The organism is Lysinibacillus sp. FSL L8-0126 (assembly GCF_038630385.1).
GTDB classification, from domain to species: domain Bacteria; phylum Bacillota; class Bacilli; order Bacillales_A; family Planococcaceae; genus Lysinibacillus; species Lysinibacillus fusiformis_D.
Map to the genome: position 1 here is coordinate 891,048 of NZ_CP152028.1, position 17,090 is coordinate 908,137.

15 protein-coding genes are annotated in these 17,090 nt (G+C 37.3%); 2 read left to right on the top strand and 13 right to left on the bottom strand.

Translation table 11 applies throughout. The features are described 5' to 3' along the window. Positions 1-16: 16 nt before the first annotated feature. The 5 genes from MHI34_RS04270 to MHI34_RS04290 form a co-directional block, all read right to left on the bottom strand. Entirely contained in the window at positions 17-1,918 is a 1,902-nt protein-coding gene (locus tag MHI34_RS04270; RefSeq protein ID WP_271912342.1) for a helix-turn-helix domain-containing protein, read from the bottom strand. 348 nt (positions 1,919-2,266) lie between these two features. Next, entirely contained in the window at positions 2,267-3,079 is an 813-nt protein-coding gene (locus tag MHI34_RS04275; RefSeq protein ID WP_271912341.1) for a hypothetical protein, read from the bottom strand. A gap of 14 nt (positions 3,080-3,093) precedes the next feature. Next, a complete protein-coding gene (locus tag MHI34_RS04280; RefSeq protein ID WP_036121417.1) occupies positions 3,094-4,476 on the bottom strand; it encodes a zinc ribbon domain-containing protein in 1,383 nt (460 codons plus the stop codon). A 626-nt stretch (positions 4,477-5,102) separates the two neighbouring features. Next, positions 5,103-5,957 (bottom strand): IS3 family transposase, encoded by an 855-nt coding sequence (locus MHI34_RS04285; protein ID WP_342504450.1) that lies wholly within the window; start codon positions 5,955-5,957, stop codon positions 5,103-5,105. Beyond that, positions 5,942-6,448: a helix-turn-helix domain-containing protein gene (locus MHI34_RS04290; protein WP_342503599.1), complete on the bottom strand. Its 507-nt coding sequence runs from the start codon at positions 6,446-6,448 to the stop codon at positions 5,942-5,944. The genes MHI34_RS04285 and MHI34_RS04290 overlap by 16 nt, the downstream gene beginning before the upstream one ends. Before the next feature lie 86 nt (positions 6,449-6,534). Here MHI34_RS04290 and MHI34_RS04295 point away from each other — a divergent pair, with 86 nt between their 5' ends. After that, complete coding sequence (locus MHI34_RS04295) at positions 6,535-6,723, top strand: hypothetical protein (RefSeq protein WP_342504141.1); 189 nt, start codon at positions 6,535-6,537, stop codon at positions 6,721-6,723. A gap of 12 nt (positions 6,724-6,735) precedes the next feature. Here the strand turns inward: MHI34_RS04295 and rho are convergent, their stop codons facing one another. The 6 genes from rho to MHI34_RS04325 form a co-directional block, all read right to left on the bottom strand. Next, the gene (gene rho / locus MHI34_RS04300) at positions 6,736-8,019 is read right to left on the bottom strand and encodes a transcription termination factor Rho (RefSeq protein WP_036121419.1); all 1,284 of its coding nucleotides are present in this window, start codon (positions 8,017-8,019) and stop codon (positions 6,736-6,738) included. 226 nt (positions 8,020-8,245) lie between these two features. Continuing rightward, positions 8,246-9,202 carry a class II fructose-bisphosphatase gene (glpX, locus tag MHI34_RS04305; RefSeq protein WP_036121428.1) on the bottom strand — a complete coding sequence of 319 codons (957 nt, stop codon included), beginning with the start codon at positions 9,200-9,202 and terminating at the stop codon, positions 8,246-8,248. A gap of 94 nt (positions 9,203-9,296) precedes the next feature. After that, positions 9,297-10,583, bottom strand: a complete 1,287-nt coding sequence (locus tag MHI34_RS04310; RefSeq protein ID WP_036121421.1) for a UDP-N-acetylglucosamine 1-carboxyvinyltransferase — start codon at positions 10,581-10,583, stop codon at positions 9,297-9,299. Between the two features lie 63 nt (positions 10,584-10,646). Next, entirely contained in the window at positions 10,647-11,297 is a 651-nt protein-coding gene (fsa, locus tag MHI34_RS04315) for a fructose-6-phosphate aldolase (RefSeq protein ID WP_036121423.1), read from the bottom strand. Between the two features lie 150 nt (positions 11,298-11,447). Further along, positions 11,448-12,302 (bottom strand): class II fructose-bisphosphate aldolase, encoded by an 855-nt coding sequence (locus MHI34_RS04320; protein WP_036121426.1) that lies wholly within the window; start codon positions 12,300-12,302, stop codon positions 11,448-11,450. A gap of 874 nt (positions 12,303-13,176) precedes the next feature. Then, entirely contained in the window at positions 13,177-13,536 is a 360-nt protein-coding gene (locus MHI34_RS04325) for a response regulator (RefSeq protein ID WP_036121440.1), read from the bottom strand. A gap of 155 nt (positions 13,537-13,691) precedes the next feature. Here MHI34_RS04325 and MHI34_RS04330 point away from each other — a divergent pair, with 155 nt between their 5' ends. Beyond that, positions 13,692-14,222, top strand: coding sequence for a DUF2529 family protein (locus MHI34_RS04330; protein WP_036121442.1), 531 nt, complete (start codon positions 13,692-13,694; stop codon positions 14,220-14,222). Between the two features lie 51 nt (positions 14,223-14,273). Here MHI34_RS04330 and MHI34_RS04335 read toward each other — a convergent pair whose 3' ends face one another. Both MHI34_RS04335 and rpoE read right to left on the bottom strand, forming a co-directional pair. Beyond that, the gene (locus MHI34_RS04335) at positions 14,274-15,866 is read right to left on the bottom strand and encodes a CTP synthase (RefSeq protein WP_036121444.1); all 1,593 of its coding nucleotides are present in this window, start codon (positions 15,864-15,866) and stop codon (positions 14,274-14,276) included. A 441-nt stretch (positions 15,867-16,307) separates the two neighbouring features. Beyond that, entirely contained in the window at positions 16,308-16,850 is a 543-nt protein-coding gene (gene rpoE, locus MHI34_RS04340; protein WP_058844289.1) for a DNA-directed RNA polymerase subunit delta, read from the bottom strand. Positions 16,851-17,090 lie beyond the last annotated feature (240 nt).

Here is a 17,090-nt window from a genome sequence, read left to right on the forward strand (position 1 = left end):
TCACATGTTTTCACAGTTATTGTTGCTGAGCCTTCGTAAAATCAACTATTTTGTCAGCTAGTTCTTCAGCTTGATGTAAGCCAGAGAGCGGATCAGAAGCAAAATAATATTCAGATGGAAGCTCTAATACTTGATTATTTTTAACGACATCTAAATTTGTCCACGTTGCTGGCAACTGGCCATCTTTGTTAAAGAAATTAATCATGAAGTTATAGTCACCTACATAATCACCTACTACTTCATAGGAAATCTCATAACGTCCATTACTTGCTTCCTTTGTATCAAAAATCTCCTGCACCTTTTCTTGAGGTTTCATACCCAAAATTTGATAGAGTGCTCTACCGCCTGATACACTTGATTGCCCCACAATTGTTGCATTTTTTTCAAACATTTCATAAATAGTAAATGTGGATCCTTCTGGAGTCACATCCATGATTTTTTCCTTAGCTTTTGCTATACGGTCTTCAAATTCTTTTGTAAAGTTTTCAGCCTCTGCTTGTCTTCCTAAGTAATTTCCCATTGCCTTAATTTCCTCAATCGCTGATTGATGAGCATCTTCAGCGAAGACAATTGTCGGGGCAATTTTTTCATATTTTGCTACATCTTCCACATTCCAAGTAATAATCAAGTCTGGCTTTAACTCTAAAACTTTTTCTAATGATACCTTACCATCTGTACCAATATTCGTAATTTCCCCATCCTTATAGTGTTGCTTTAAGAAAGCTGCATAATCAAGGTTAGCCGTTACGCCTCCAACTGGTACAACATCTAACGCTAAAATTTGCCCAAGATACCAATCGGTTACGATTCTCTCTGCCTTCACTGGAATTTCAACTTCGCGTCCACTATCATCTGTTACGGTTCTAGTCTCTGCCGTATCAGACGAAGTTTGTTCGTCAACCTTAGATTGGCTCGTATCTTCATTACATGCTGCCAGTAAAACAATCAGGCTTAGTAAAAAAGGTAGCTTTATATGCTGAATCATCTTTCTCATCATGATTTCATTTTCTCCATTCTCAAATCGTTTTGCTTGCGCGAGCTGATTATTATTGTATTGAAAATGATTCTCATTTGTAATGGCAATTTCGGACATACTAGCTGTATATTTCAGCCTAAAGCTACTTGGAGCCATATTTGTTGCTTTTTTAAAAGCACGACTAAAATAATATTCATCTTCAAAACCAAGAGAAATGGCAATTTCTTTAATGCCATATTGATTGGTTAATAAATACTGCTTAGCTTGCTCTATTCTCAATTGCTGTAAATAAATTTGTGGACCTATTTCATAACGCGCTTTAAAGATGCGTAATAAATGCCGTGTACTAATCTGAAGCATATCTGCTAATGTCTGTATAGATAGTGGTTGATGAATGTGTTGCTTAATAAACAATCGTGCAGCTTCTGCCTTATCCATCTCATGTGGTTTACCTTGCCCTTCCGATAATTCTCGAAAGACATGATAGACAAGCTCATAGAAGGAGGCCCTTACAGATAAATGCTCCTGAATGGAACCAGATTGCCATTTACTGTACATATCTTGAAGGATACTGTGAATGACGATCGGATTAGCGGGTACACATGAAAAATGTGTTTGAAATGGTTGATAATGCATGTGCAAATGTTGCATAAAAGCATCTTTGTACATGACATCCCCCTTATAGCTAATGAGAAAGTAGCTAACACTCTGTTGTGCTGTAATCTGAAGGCATTGAGATTTTCCTATATGAAAAATACTGAAGCGCTGCACGTGATAGGGTTGATCATCAATGACAACCTGTGCACCACCTCCTGTGACAATAAGAAACGAGCTATATGTTAAAACCTTTGACACATGAACATCTGATTTATTTATGTAATCGATTTGCTTCAACTGGATAAATGCATTTTGCCAAAGAAGCATATAAGCGTCATAATTCATCTTCGTCTCCTTCAATAAACATACTTTATAGCCTCATTATATTGATAATGATTATCAATTTCAATATACATTTATAAAATAAAACATATACAAAAATACCTGCCAAGCGCGAACTTGGCAGGTATTAAACAAACAATTGTTTTTAAAGCCTCTTTTTATTCAAAGGATCATCCAGACGCCAAATTTTAACGTCTAATATGAATGAGGGTCCTTCGTTGCAGAACAAGACAACAATACTAGAAGGTTGCTTCTTTTTGATAAAATAACTTGTCCATGTGTTAGTGCCATATGGATACGTATTTGTGAACTGTCTTCTCTTCAATAATTTTCTTTGAAGCTATTAATTTCTTATATTAAAAAACTTAAATAGTCCCCTATTGTTGAGTCAATAATAAAAGAGAAGATAATTGAAGTTAAGATAGCTGTTACAACTAGATAAAAAATAAAACTATAGAAATTATCAATAATTTTAGATGTATTACTCAATAATTTAACCATAACAAAAATAGGTATGATCCCGATAGCTAACACAAATCCAATATATAACATAATCATGGAATATGTATAAGATTTCAACAAGCCAAATAAAATACTTAAAATCGTAACTGCAATAGGAAGAGCGTAGTAACTTCCTATTTTACTAATCACATTTGTAAAACTGAGGTTTTCAGAAAATAATTTTGAAGTTAAGAATATGGCTAATACGTTTATCGCCATTAGTAAAATTAGAAATAATGACACATATAGAATCACTTGAATTATAGAAGGTCCATAACTTTCGAAAAGCCCAAACGTCCGTGAAGTGAAACTTTTTATTAATAAAAATACAGATAAAGCCGTAATTAAAACATAGATAATCATACTAGTAAGATTATTTTTCCAAGCTATTTCTACATTAAAACCTGCAGATGGTTTTTTTAATTGTTCTAGAAAATGATTAAAGTATAATTTAGATTGTTTTTTTAATAATTCAATTTGATCACTACTGTGCGAAGTTTCCTGAGCAGCCTGTCCGGCTTGTGGCTGCGGCTGATTTTGATAATCCGTCATATTATTTATTGTTGCTGCTTGTTCAAGAGCAGCGCTTTCTAGTGGAGTCCCGCATTTCCCACAGAATTTTCCATCCTCCTGCGAATGTCCACATGTTAAACAATTTTTCATCTACACATACCTCACTATAATTTTGTCTTTTTCGTATCTAAATCCACAATTTCATCAATAAAGTATTTTCCATTTTCAAATGAGAAAATATATTTCTTTTTACGTTCATAGTTAATAGAACCTTCTTTATCTGAAGAATAATTAAAAGTTTCATATGACTGTAACTCAAATTGTTTATCTGATAATGTATTAAATGATATTATTTCATTTAACAAAAATTCATAGTTATAGCCAGGAATATTATCATGATCCGTTACAAATTTCGCATAATCTTTTTTTATTTTACTTCCCTCTCTGAAATAATCACCTATGTAATCAAAATTTGTGTATCGAATAGCAGAGGAATAGTCTGAGCGGAAATTTTTATAAATATCCCTTATGATATCTTCATGTTCTGCTAATTTTTGTTCCGTTCGAATATGTTCAAATGGTAAATAAATAGTATCACTATCTAGTGGCAATACATCTGACTTTACCGTTTTACCATCTTTATCTTGACTTTGTGCATAAACTTCTATTTTACTATTTAGTTTCGCAGGATAAAGCTCTCTTAATTCACTTACTTTTTTTTCAGTCGATTTTCCATTTACATATAAAATCGCATCCTCTAAATCGGAGTCTACAGATACTGTTTGGAAACCCCAGTCTACATCAATTTGTGCAATATTGTCTGCTTGTGCTTCAAGCATTAGTTTTCCTTCGTCTGCTAAAGGTATATAACCACCTTCATAACTATAAGACCAAGCATACTCTCCTGGAATATAGTGACCAAATCCTACATTTTCCTCATCACTCTTACTGACAATTTCCTTATCCCCAAACTGTAAAGTCATATTTTTAAAAGGTGCATAAATAAACACTTCAGTCGGAATAATGATGAATTCAACCCTGTCATACAACCCAAATAAAATAGGTTTACTATGTACAGAAATAAATTCACCCCCATTGTATATAATATCTGGATTTTCATTATTCATAATACGTTCTACTTCATATGTAAGTTGATTTCTCAAATTTGTCCAACCGTACTCTTTAACAATCGCATAAAAATTTTGAGCATCTGCTACAGTGCCCTCTTTAACTTCAAACTCTTGAAAGAAAGCATCTTTATCTTGATTATTATACGCATCATTCATCGCACTAATCTGCTTAGTTGGCTCATAAATGCTACTTAAAACGAAATGTGTAATAGCAAGAACTAATAGTAGGACACTTGAGATAGAAAATATCCATTTCTGTTTTTTAGTCATTTTTTTACGATGCTTCTTTTGAGCACTTAGTTTTGGTTCAATTTTCATAGATGTTTTATCTTGTACATCGCTAAGACTATTACCACAATTTGTACAATACAATACTTCTTCACTATTTTTTTCACCACAACTTATGCAAAATCTCATTAAAAATCACCATTCCTTATGTATAATAACATAATTATACAATACATTTATGGTAAATTGTAGTTTTTTAATTCAAATTTCATAGTTTCTATTTTGATACATTTAGTTTCTAGCTCCCTTTATCAGTAAAATAGTATTAGGAAAATGATTATACAATCATACAATATTTCCCTTTTTGTATTACAAAAAATCACCATCAACTAATTTTAGTTAATGGTGATCATAGTGTTGAAAAACAAAACCATCCATAGAATTTATGTGAAAGGTGAAAAAGGATTTCCGTTGCAGGCTACTTGCTTTCCTGTGGGCGAGCGCCGAGCCGCTTCCTCCGTGCAGGGGCTCGCCTATCTCGCTATTCCCACGGGAGTCAAGTAGCCTTCCACTCCAATCCATAAAATAAAAATGTTCACTTTTTAGCAAAAAAGTGAAGGTATTCACTACTCTTTTATGGTGGGGTGTTGTCACACATCACTTCTCCAAATTGAAAGTAAGAGGCTATCCTCTCTTATACTATAAATAATGGGCTATTTTGTTCAGGAAAAGACACTTTTGCAGAATGGTTGATTGGAGTGGAGCCAGCGTCACTCCTAGGGGATTTAGTGAACTGACCCCAAAAATTTGAACTTTTAAGAAACTCTTCGAAACTCAACTGGACTTTTTCCGTTGAGTTTTATTTTTATCCGTTCATGATTGTAGTAGTGGATATAGCCTACTAACGCTTTTTTGAATGCTTCGTAGTTCTTAAACGTTGTTGCGTATAGAAATTCTGATTTCATAATGCCAAAAAAGCTTTCTATCACGGCATTATCTAAACAATTTCCTTTCCGTGACATACTTTGCTTGATTTCATGTGTTGCCAATAACGCTTTAAAACGTGGTATTTGATATAACCATCCTTGATCAGAATGGACGATTAAGCCACTCTTTTTCGATAACTTTGTATACGTAAATGCCTTCTTAAAAGACTGTTGAACTAACTCAAAATTAGGTGATTTTGATACCTCATACCCAACGATTTCTCGATTGAATAAATCTAATACAGCGGATATATAGATTTTTTGACCGTTTATTTTAAACTCCGTTACATCGGTTACCCATTTCTGATTGGGTGCAGTGGCTTCAAAATCACGTTGGATGACATTCTCTGCGACATAGCCGACTGTCCCTTTATACGAACGGTATTTTTTAGGGCGTACCGTCCCTTTTAAGCCCAATTCTTGCATCAATCGTTGGACCGTTTTATGGTTGATGAAAAACCCTTCATTTCGGAGGGCTAAACAAATACGACGATAGCCATAACGCCCCTTATGGTAATGAAAAAGCGTCTGAATTCGTTCTTTGATCGCCTGATATTTATCTGGTTTTACCCATTTTTGGAGATGATAATAATACGTACTTTTCTTAAGTTTCGCGACTTTTAATAGAGCTTGAAGAGGAAAATCCAACCTTAGCTCATAGACAGCTCTTACTTTTTCTTGGATTTGAAGGCATCCTTTTCTTGAACTAAGGCTTTCAACTTTTTTAAATAGGCATTTTCCATCCGTAAATACTCAATTTCCGCTTTTAACTCATCCGTTGTTTTTCCATTTAAATCGGACGAAGGTGGTTGTTTTTTTGGCATTGATTGGCGCTCCTTTTCTACTTGATAGAGCACCTCACCAGCCGTTGACATCGATTGTTTTTTCCATCTCCGAATGGTTTCACGGGAAGGAATATTAAACTTCGCAGCAGTCTGAAGGAGCGAATCGCCCGTCTCTATCAGGTGTTGAATTACTTTTATTTTAAAAGAATCTTCGTAATTCGTGAACCCTTGAGGACGAATAATTCCTTCGATGCCATGATAGCGATATAATTCAATCCATAATCGAATGTACTGTCGATCCCTCTGTAATCGATTGGCAATCTGATACGTACTTTCTTTTTCTTCAAAGTAAGCTAGAACTGCGGCTAATTTTTGTTCATCAGAAATCACTAACTGCACCCCCTATAGTAGATTTTTAAGTCCAATATTTTGGGTGCAGCTCATAGCGTCACAGAGGAGACCCTGGAGCGAACGCAGTGAGTGAAGCGGCTCATCGGACGCCCCCTGGAAAGGACGCTGGCGGAACGGAAATCAACCCCTCGCCTTACAAAACTGCTTATTATGCCGTTGACATTACCTTTTTTCAACAACAAAATCACCATCAACTAATTTTAGTTAATGGTGATTCTTTTCTGAAGATTATAATCAGCAATATGAAGAGCTAACTAAATTTTAAGTTAAAGTAGCCCCTTACCTTTTGTGGCTTTTTTCATATCTTCGTTCAATTTCTCAAAAAATTCTTCATTTGATTTTGTCGTGCGCAGCTTTTTCAGGAAGCGCTCTGCAAAATCAGGCGCATCTGAAAATGTTTTACGGATCGCCCATAGTTTTTCAAGCTGTTCTGGCTCAAGAAGAAGCTCTTCTTTACGTGTACCTGAGCGGCGAATATCAAGCGCAGGGAAAATACGGCGCTCCGCCAACTGACGGTCTAGATGAAGCTCTAAGTTACCTGTACCTTTAAATTCTTCATAGATGACTTCATCCATACGAGAGCCTGTATCGACTAAAGCTGTTGCTAAAATTGTTAAGCTACCGCCTTCTTCAATATTACGAGCTGAACCAAAGAAACGTTTTGGTCTATGGAAAGCAGCAGGATCAATACCACCTGAAAGTGTACGTCCACTTGGCGGAATGACTAAGTTAAAAGCACGTGCTAAACGCGTGATAGAGTCCATTAAAATGATAACATCACGCTTATGTTCAACTAAACGGCGTGCACGTTCTAATACAATTTCTGCCACTTTCACGTGATTCTCTGGTACTTCATCAAATGTTGAGCTGACAACATCTGCATTTACAGAACGTTCAATATCTGTCACTTCCTCAGGACGTTCATCAATCAGCAAGACAATTAATTCAGCTTCTGGATGATTGGTTGTAATAGCGTTTGCAATTTCTTTTAATAAAGATGTTTTCCCTGCCTTTGGTGGTGCAACGATTAAACCACGCTGACCAAAACCTACAGGAGCCACTAAATCCATTATACGTGTTGATAAATTGCGCTGTGTTGTTTCAAGCTTAATTTGTCGATCAGGATATAAAGGTGTTAATGCAGGGAAATGCACACGTTCCTTTGCTACTTCAGGATCTTCGCCATTGACAGCATCTACTTGTAAAAGGCCGTAATAGCGTTCATTTTCCTTCGGTGGTCGCACCTTCCCAGACACCTTGTCCCCATTACGTAGGTCAAAGCGACGGATTTGAGATGCAGAAATATAAATATCTTCTTTACTTGGTGAGTAGTTTATTGGTCGTAGGAAGCCAAAGCCCTCTTGCGAAACAATTTCTAATACGCCTTCCATAAAGAAATAGCCCTCTTGCTCTGAACGCGTTTTCAAAATAGCAAATATTAATTCTTTTTTCGTTAGCTTGCTATAATATGAAATTTTATATTGGCGTGCGAGGGCGTAAAGCTCTTTTAACGTCATGTTTTCTAATTGAGCGATTGTCAATGTAGACATATGCACAACTCCAGTCTTTTTCAAAATATAATACAATTATTGGGGTTATCATTGAAGTTTTCGATAGGCTCTGTTAATGCTTATATGGTAGCCTGAGTTTAATAATAACTACTGATACACTTTCTACCATACAACTAAACATTGCCTTAAAATATGGGATGGTTAATTTAAGAAGAAGGTACCTAGCACAATAGATGTACTAGGTATATTTTAGAAGAAAATATCATTAATATCTAGGTTTTTTCTCAAGAGCGTGACGGCCTTCTACAAAGCGAACCGTACCGGATTTAGCTCGCATAACTACTGAGTGTGTTAGGGCATAAGCACCTTTATATTGAACACCCTTTAAAAGCTCGCAATCTGTTACAGCAGTTGCTGCAAAAATAGCATCATCGCCTTTTACTAGGTCATCTAAATAAAGCACTTTCTCAACATCTACACCCATTTTTGTGCAGCGTTCTAATTGCTCTTCATCCTCTGGTACTAGTTTTGCTTGGAAGTCCCCACCGAGGCATTTTAAGGCCACTGCCGAAATAACACCCTCTGGAGCGCCACCTGTTCCAAACATAATATCAATACCCGTTTCATCAAAAGCGGTGTTGATTGCTGCGCCAACATCGCCATCTTGGATAAACTTAATACGTGCGCCAGCTTCACGAATTTCATCAACAATTGCTTGATGGCGAGGTCGATCTAAAAGAGTAGCAACTACATCAGAAATATCTTTATTTTTAGCCTTTGCTACTTGTAATAAGTTATAAGTGACAGAAGCATTTATATCCACTTTTCCAGCCGCTTCTGGCCCTACAGCAATTTTCTCCATGTACATGTCTGGCGCATTTAACAAATTGCCTTTATCTGCAATAGCAAGTACTGTCATGGCACCGTTCGTACCTTTTGCCACAATATTTGTACCTTCTAAAGGATCCACTGCGATATCTACTTTTGGACCACCATTTCGTAAACCAAGTTCTTCACCAATATAAAGCATTGGTGCTTCATCCATTTCACCTTCACCAATTACTACTGTAGCATGCATTGGAATTGTATCGAACATTTTGCGCATCGCTGTTGTTGCTGCATCATCTGCTTCAATTTTCAAACCGCGTCCCATCCATTTCCCGGATGCGATTGCTGCTGCTTCTGTTACTCGTACTACTTCCATCGATAAACTACGTTCCATTGTTGCTTTGCCTCCCGTTATCGGCATCTTTTTATGCCAAAACATTCAAATTACCTCTATTGTAACATAATTGGCTGAAAACTTTTAGCTCTCATTATTCCTTTGTCTCAGCTACACGTGCCATGATTGTTTCACGTCGAATATCAGCGCCTAAATCACGTAATTTCTCAATAAGTGAGCTATAGCCACGTTCAATATGATAGATATCCTGAACCTCTGTTTCGCCTTCAGCTAAGAGACCAGCTAAAACTAAAGCTGCACCCGCGCGAAGATCTGTAGCTGTTACCGTTGAGCCATGTAATTTACTCGGCCCTTTAATAATAGCTGTATTTCCTTCTACACGAGCATCTGCATTCATACGACGAAGCTCATCAATATGTTTAAATCGAGCTGTATAAATAGTATCTGTTACTTTAGAAGAACCGAATGCCTGTGACATTAACACCGCAAGTGGCTGCTGAATGTCCGTTGGGAATCCGGGGTATACCAGCGTTTTGACATCCACTGCCTGTAATGTCGAGAGATCTGTTTTTGGTACATAAATACTTTCTTCACCAATTTCGATTTTCACACCCATTTCACGAAGCTTTGCGATAATCGCTTCTAAATGCAGTGGAATAACGTTATCAATGGTAATACCATCACCAACTGCTGCAGCCATTATCAAAAATGTAGATGCTTCAATGCGATCTGGTATAATCGTATGCTCGGTACCATGTAGCTCTTCTACACCTTCAATACGGATGACACTTGTACCTGCACCTTTAATATTGGCCCCCATATTCGTCAGAAGTGTCGCTACATCGATGATTTCAGGCTCCTTTGCGGCATTTTCAATGACAGTCCGTCCCTTTGCAAGCACTGCTGCTAACATAATATTAATCGTTGCCCCAACACTTGCTACATCTAAATAAATTTTTGCCCCAATCAATTCATCTGCACGTAAATAGATGGCTCCATGTTCATTGGTAATTTTAGCTCCCAATGCCTCAAAGCCTTTTATATGTTGGTCAATTGGTCGTGGTCCTAAAAAGCAGCCTCCAGGTAACCCTATGACTGCTTTCTTAAAACGTCCAAGCATAGCACCCATTAAATAATAAGAAGCGCGTAACTTTTTCACGTTTCCATTTGGTAAAGGCAATGCAATCATATCTGTAGGATCAATTGTCATTGTGCCATCCTCAAATGAAACTTCTCCACCAATTTCCTCTAATAAAGCCTTTAACGTCCAAGCATCTGAAATTTCGGGTATCCCCCCAATAGTCACTGGAGAGTTCGCCAAAATTGATGCAGGAATTAAGGCGACTGCACTATTTTTTGCACCACTAACTTTAATTGTACCTCGTAGACGATTTTCGCCAGTAATTTTATAAACATCCATTTTGCGTTCTCCCTCATGATTGGAAAGTAGTATTTTTTGCAATTGGCTCACTTTATAATCTTATTATTCGCCTTTTCTCGTATTCCAATCCGTTAAAAATCCTTCAATTCCTTTTTCCGTTAATGGATGGTTGAAAAGTTGCTTTAATACTTTAAACGGTGTAGTTGAAATATGTGCGCCAGCTAAAGCTGCTGCTGTAACATGCTGAGGATGACGAACAGAAGCAGCAATAATTTGCGTATCGATATTATGAATGGTAAAAATATCTGCTATTGTTTCAATTAGCTCGACACCATTTTGACCAATGTCATCTAAACGGCCGATAAATGGTGATACGTATGTAGCACCTGCACGCGCAGCCATTAATGCTTGGTTCGCACTAAAGATTAATGTCACGTTTGTTTTAATACCTTTGTTTGCAAAGAAACGACATGCCTCTAATCCAGCTGGTGTCATTGGTAACTTTACTGTTATGTTTGGAGCAATCGCAGCTAATTCCAAACCTTCTTTAATCATACCTTCCGCATCAAGTGCAATAACTTCTCCGCTTACAGAGCCATCAACAAGCTCAGCTATTTCACGAAGACGATCATGGAAAGAAACATTCTCTTCTTTAGCCACTAATGATGGGTTTGTTGTAACCCCTGATAAAATACCCCATGCATGTGCCTCTTTAATCTCTTCAAAGTTTGCTGTATCAATGAAAAATTTCATTTTTATTTCCTCCTGATCATTTTTCTTATATTATTAAATATTTTCCAAAATTTCATTATTTCAAAAACAAGAGAAGGTCGATTGAAAGCATCAACACTTCTCTTAGTATGTGTATTTAACTATGCTTTTGTAACATATTAAATGCAAAAATTATGCTTTTTGTGCACTACCAAATTCACGAATTTTACCAATAACCGTTGCCTTAATGGCTTCACGTGCTGGACCAAGGAATTTACGTGGATCGTAAACAACTTTGTCGTTGTCTAGAATTTCACGGATTACTTTTGTTGCTTCAATTTGATTTTCAGTATTGACGTTGATTTTAGCTGTACCTAATGAAATGGAACGTTGAATATCCTTTGTTGGGATACCTGTACCACCATGTAAGACAAGTGGAAGATCCGCTAATTTAGAGATTTCTTCCATTTCTTTAAAGCCTAAGTTTGGCTCTCCTTTGTAAGGACCATGTACAGAGCCAAGTGCTGGTGCTAAGCAATCGATGTCTGTCAGTTCAACCATTTTGCGGCATTCTTCTGGATTAGCATAAATAATACCACCGATTACGCCATCTTCATCTCCACCAACTGTTCCTAATTCTGCTTCCACAGAAACGCCTTTAGCATGTGCGTATTCTACTACTTCTGAAGTAATTTTTACATTTTCCTCAAATGAGTGATGTGATGCATCAATCATCACTGAAGTAAAGCCTGCATCAATTGCCTCTTTACATTTTGCAAAGCTAGAACCATGGTCAAGATGAATCGCTACAGGAACTGTAATACCGTAAGATTCCATTAAACCTTTTACCATATGAACAACGGAAATAAATCCGCCCATATATTTACCTGCACCTTCAGAAACACCAAGAATCACTGGAGATTTTTCTTCTTCAGCTGCTTGTAAAATTGCTTGAGTCCATTCAAGGTTATTAATGTTGAATTGACCAACCGCATAACCTTCTGCTTTTGCTTTAATTAACATCTCTTTCATAGATACTAATGCCATACTAAAAATCCTCCTCATAGGACTATTCTTTACATAAACATGCCCCTCAATCATAGCAAAAATAATAGCCCCTGAAAAGCAGGGGCTATTATTTTCTACACGAAAGCGGAGGGCAACGTAGCGGCAGTGTCGCCAAAGTGTAGTGCAACGTAACGGCGGCGCTTGAACCTGAAAAGCAGGGGCTCTTATTTTCTACACGAAAGCGGAGGGCAACGTAGCGGCAGTGTCGCCAAAGTGTAGTGCAACGTAACGGCGGCGCTTGAACCTGAAATGCAGGGGCTCTTATTTTCTACACGATAGCGCAGTGTAACGTAGCGACAGTGTCTGCCGTTGTGGAGTGCAACTCAACGAAGGCTTGCACCTGAAATGCAGGGGCTCTTATTTTCTACACGAAAGCGGAGGGCAACGTAGCGGCAGTGTCGCCAAAGTGTAGTGCAACGTAACGGCGGCGCTTGAACCTGAAATGCAGGGGCTCTTATTTTCTACACGATAGCGCAGTGTAACGTAGCGACAGTGTCTGCCGTTGTGGAGTGCAACTCAACGAAGGCTTGCACCTGAAATGCAGGGGCTCTTATTTTCTACACGATAGCCGCAGTATAACGTAGCGACAGTGTCTGCCGTTGTGGAGTGTAACTCAACAGAGGCTTGCACCTGAAATGCAGAGGCTCTTATTTTCTACACGATAGCCGCAGTATAACGTAGCGACAGTGTCTGCCGTTGTGGAGTGTAACTCAACAGAGGCTTGCACCTGAAATGCAGAGGCTCTTATTTTCTACACGACAGCATAGTGCAACACACTGAAATTGAAGGCAATACCCTGTCGCTTCTTTCAAAATAAACATAAAAAACAGACCGTGTGTCCACTGTCTGTTTTTTACACCTGTAAAGCCTTATTTACTTCATCTCGCACCTCAAAAATATCAAATGGTTTTGTAAAGTAACGAATAGCTCCTAATTCTAAAGCTTCTTGCACTACATCCAATTCGCCATATGCTGTCATCATAAATACAGGTAACTTCGGAAATTTTTCTTTTAAGCGTTTCAAGATTTCAATACCGTCCATCCCTGGAATCTTCATATCCAGTAAAACACAATCCATCTGTTGCTCATCTGCATATTTTAATGCCTCTGAACCATTAGCCGCTAAATATGTAAGATAACCTTCCTTTTTCAACACTTCATTTAAAAGTAAACGAATTCCCTGCTGATCATCGACAATTAGTAATCGTTTCACATTTCATTCCGCCCTTTTTTAGTTTTATTCTTACACAAAAACTTTCTTTATTATGTATAATTCTCCTTTTTCAGCTTAATACCTTCTAGTATTATAAATTATCTGCTTTTGCTTTCTACCTTTTCCGCCCCTATAATATGGTTAGAGGTGGGAACATGTCAAAAATTCTAACAACACAATTAAGTGGATTATTACAAAGAATAACACAAAATGAAGAGGAGGCTATTGAGGAAACAGCAAGACTCCTTGCACAAGCAGCCATTGGAGAAGGTCATGTGTATTTCGCTTGCTTTGGTGAAATGCAAGTTATTGAATCCAATGCATCTCAAGCAGTTGAACCATTTAGCAAATTAGCTCCTTGGACTTCGAGTACAAGCTTAACTGAAGCTGATCGTGTTTGCATTTTTACACGCAGTGCGCACGATGAGGAGGCACTGGCTTTAGCTCAAGACTTAAATAAACGGTTTATTCCTTTCGCTGCTGTTGCGAGTGAAGTAGCGAATACGGAAAATCCTCTTGCAGATTTGGCCTATACGTATGTTTCTACACGCGTTAAAGGTGGTTTATTGCCTAATGATTTAGGGCAAAGAATCGTTGTACCACATGCAATTGCTGGACTTTTTGTATATGAAGCAGTGAAAATTGCTTATGATGAAATGCTTGGTATTGATGAAGAAGAACTATAAACATTCATTTAAAAAGAGTTGTCTCATTAATAGAGAGACAACTCTTTTTGATTATTTAAATGTTGCTCCGATAAAATCACGGAACAATGGTTGTGGACGATTTGGACGTGAAACTAGCTCTGGGTGGAATTGACATGCTACAAAGAAGTTGTTACCTGGTAGCTCAATAATTTCAACCAATTTGCCATCAGGGCTTGTACCTGAGAAGACAAGACCTGCTGCTTCCATTGCCTCACGATATTCATTGTTAAACTCATAGCGGTGACGGTGACGCTCATAAACAAGCTCTTTACCGTATGCATTGCTTGCCTTTGAACCATCTTTCAATTTACATGGGTATAATCCTAAACGTAATGTACCGCCAATATCTACACTATCATTTTGATCTGGTAAGAAGTCGATAATTGGGTACTCTGTATTTGCATCAAGCTCTGTAGAATGTGCACCTTTTAAACCAAGGACATTACGAGCAAATTCTATTGTTGCTAATTGCATACCTAAGCAAATACCAAGGAACGGTACATCATTTTCACGCGCATATTGTGTCGCTAAAATTTTCCCTTCAACACCACGATCACCAAAACCGCCTGGTACTAAAATGGCATCTGCACCTTTTAATAGTGAAGCAACGTTATCTGCATTGACATGTTCTGCATTAATCCAGTCAATTTCAATATCAGAGTTAAATGCGTAGCCCGCATGCTTTAATGCCTCAACTACTGAAATGTAAGCATCTTGTAGTTCCACATATTTCCCTACTAATGCTACTTTTCTTTTATTTGGTAAGTTCTTCACTTTGTCTACCAGCTCGCGCCATTCTTCCATATCTGCCTCTGGTGCTTCAATGCCAAAATGATCAAGAACGATATCATCAATATCTTGTGCATGCAGGTTTAATGGCACTTCATATAAATGCTCTGCATCACGAGATTCAATAATTTCATGTGGTTGCACATCACAGAATAATGCTAATTTCTCTTTCATATCTTGTGGTACTTCTTGTTCTGTACGTACGACGATAATATTTGGCTGGATACCTAAAGAGCGTAATTCTTTAACAGAATGCTGAGTAGGCTTTGTTTTCAATTCACCAGCTGCTTTAATATAAGGTATAAGTGTACAGTGAATATACATCACATTGTCATGACCTAAATTTGTTTTCATTTGGCGAATCGCTTCAAGGAATGGCAATGATTCAATATCCCCTACTGTCCCACCAACCTCTGTAATAACAACGTCTGCATTAGTTTCACGACCAGCACGTTGGATACGGTCTTTAATTTCGTTTGTAATATGAGGAATTACTTGTACTGTTCCACCATTATAATCACCACGACGTTCTTTCTGTAATACAGATTGGTAAACGCGACCTGAAGTTACTGTAGAATGTTTCCCTAGGTTAATGTCAATGAAACGTTCATAATGTCCTAAGTCTAAATCAGCCTCAGCACCATCATCTGTTACAAAAACCTCACCATGTTGATAAGGGCTCATTGTACCTGGGTCAATATTGATATATGGGTCAAACTTTTGAATCGTAACTTCTAAACCACGGTTCTTTAATAAACGACCTAGAGATGCTGCAACAATCCCTTTTCCAAGTGATGATACAACCCCACCTGTTACAAAAATATACTTCGTCATGAATAAATTCCTCCTTATGATGTTCTAAAATTACTAGCTCGCTTAGGGGGGAACAGAATCCTTTATATTCTAATACCCTAAAAAAAGAAAAGCCGAGAATGTCTACAAAAAATGTAGTCGATTCGAAGCTGTAATCGGTTCTATCTCTTTTCCACTTTCCTTTAAACCTTAAAACTCTAACATTTATCCAGTCACCGTTTACTATACATCATGAATAAATCCAAACTTTTATATTCATTTCTGGATGAACGTATGGGAGAACTGAATATAGTTAAAAACAAAAAAACGCTCCTCCTGCATAGGTTTGCAGGGGGAGCGTATTATATACACGGTCTTTCTCCTTCTTTTAAGGAGCCCAAGTAAAAGATTAAACGGAACCGTGATAGAAGTCAAGATTTTTTACTCCATGCCTAATAGAAAGAAAATTCTAAGAGTACTGTATTAGTTTTCTTCCTCTTCTTCGTCGAACTCTTCTTCCTCTTCATCAATAAAGTCTTCATCAATTTCTTCATCAATATCTTCGATTTCTTCATCGTCAAAATCGATTTCTTCTTTTTCTTCGTCCTCTTCTTCAATATCTTCTTCATCAACAAACTCTTCGAAGTCTTCGTCAAAGTCGATATCTTCTTCTTCTAAATCTACATCCTCATCAAGATCTTCATCATCAAAGGCAGCTTTAGATTTTTTCTTTTGAGTCTTAACAGAAGGTGCTGTTTCTTCTTCAATTTGCTCTACTTTAAACCATTCACGTAGGCCCCATCCTGCTTCTTGATTATATAAGAAGCGGCCATCAATATTAATATCTGTATAAAATTGTAACAGACGGGATTTCATTTCTGCATCACTATAGCCCACAAGCTCTTGAATTAATTTTAGTAAATCATTAAAAGACACTGAGGCACGTTTTTCATTTAAAATTGCATAAGCTAAGTTAATTAACGATTCTTCCGTTAATTGTTCCTTTGTCATTTCACGAAAATTCAATTCGTGCACTTCCTTTCCCTCATCACAATGGACGTTTTAAAATTACATGGTGCTTTATTTTCCAAGCGCAGCAAAAAAGGCCACGCAAAAGGTACTTTCTATACATAAGCATAATACCCATTATATACAAAGTTTTAGCCCCTTTGCTAGCTTCAATTACTGTTTTTTATATTACGCATTTTTTTTATTCCAAGATAAAACAAATAAACAGATAATAGTAGTAAAGGAATAGCGCCAATT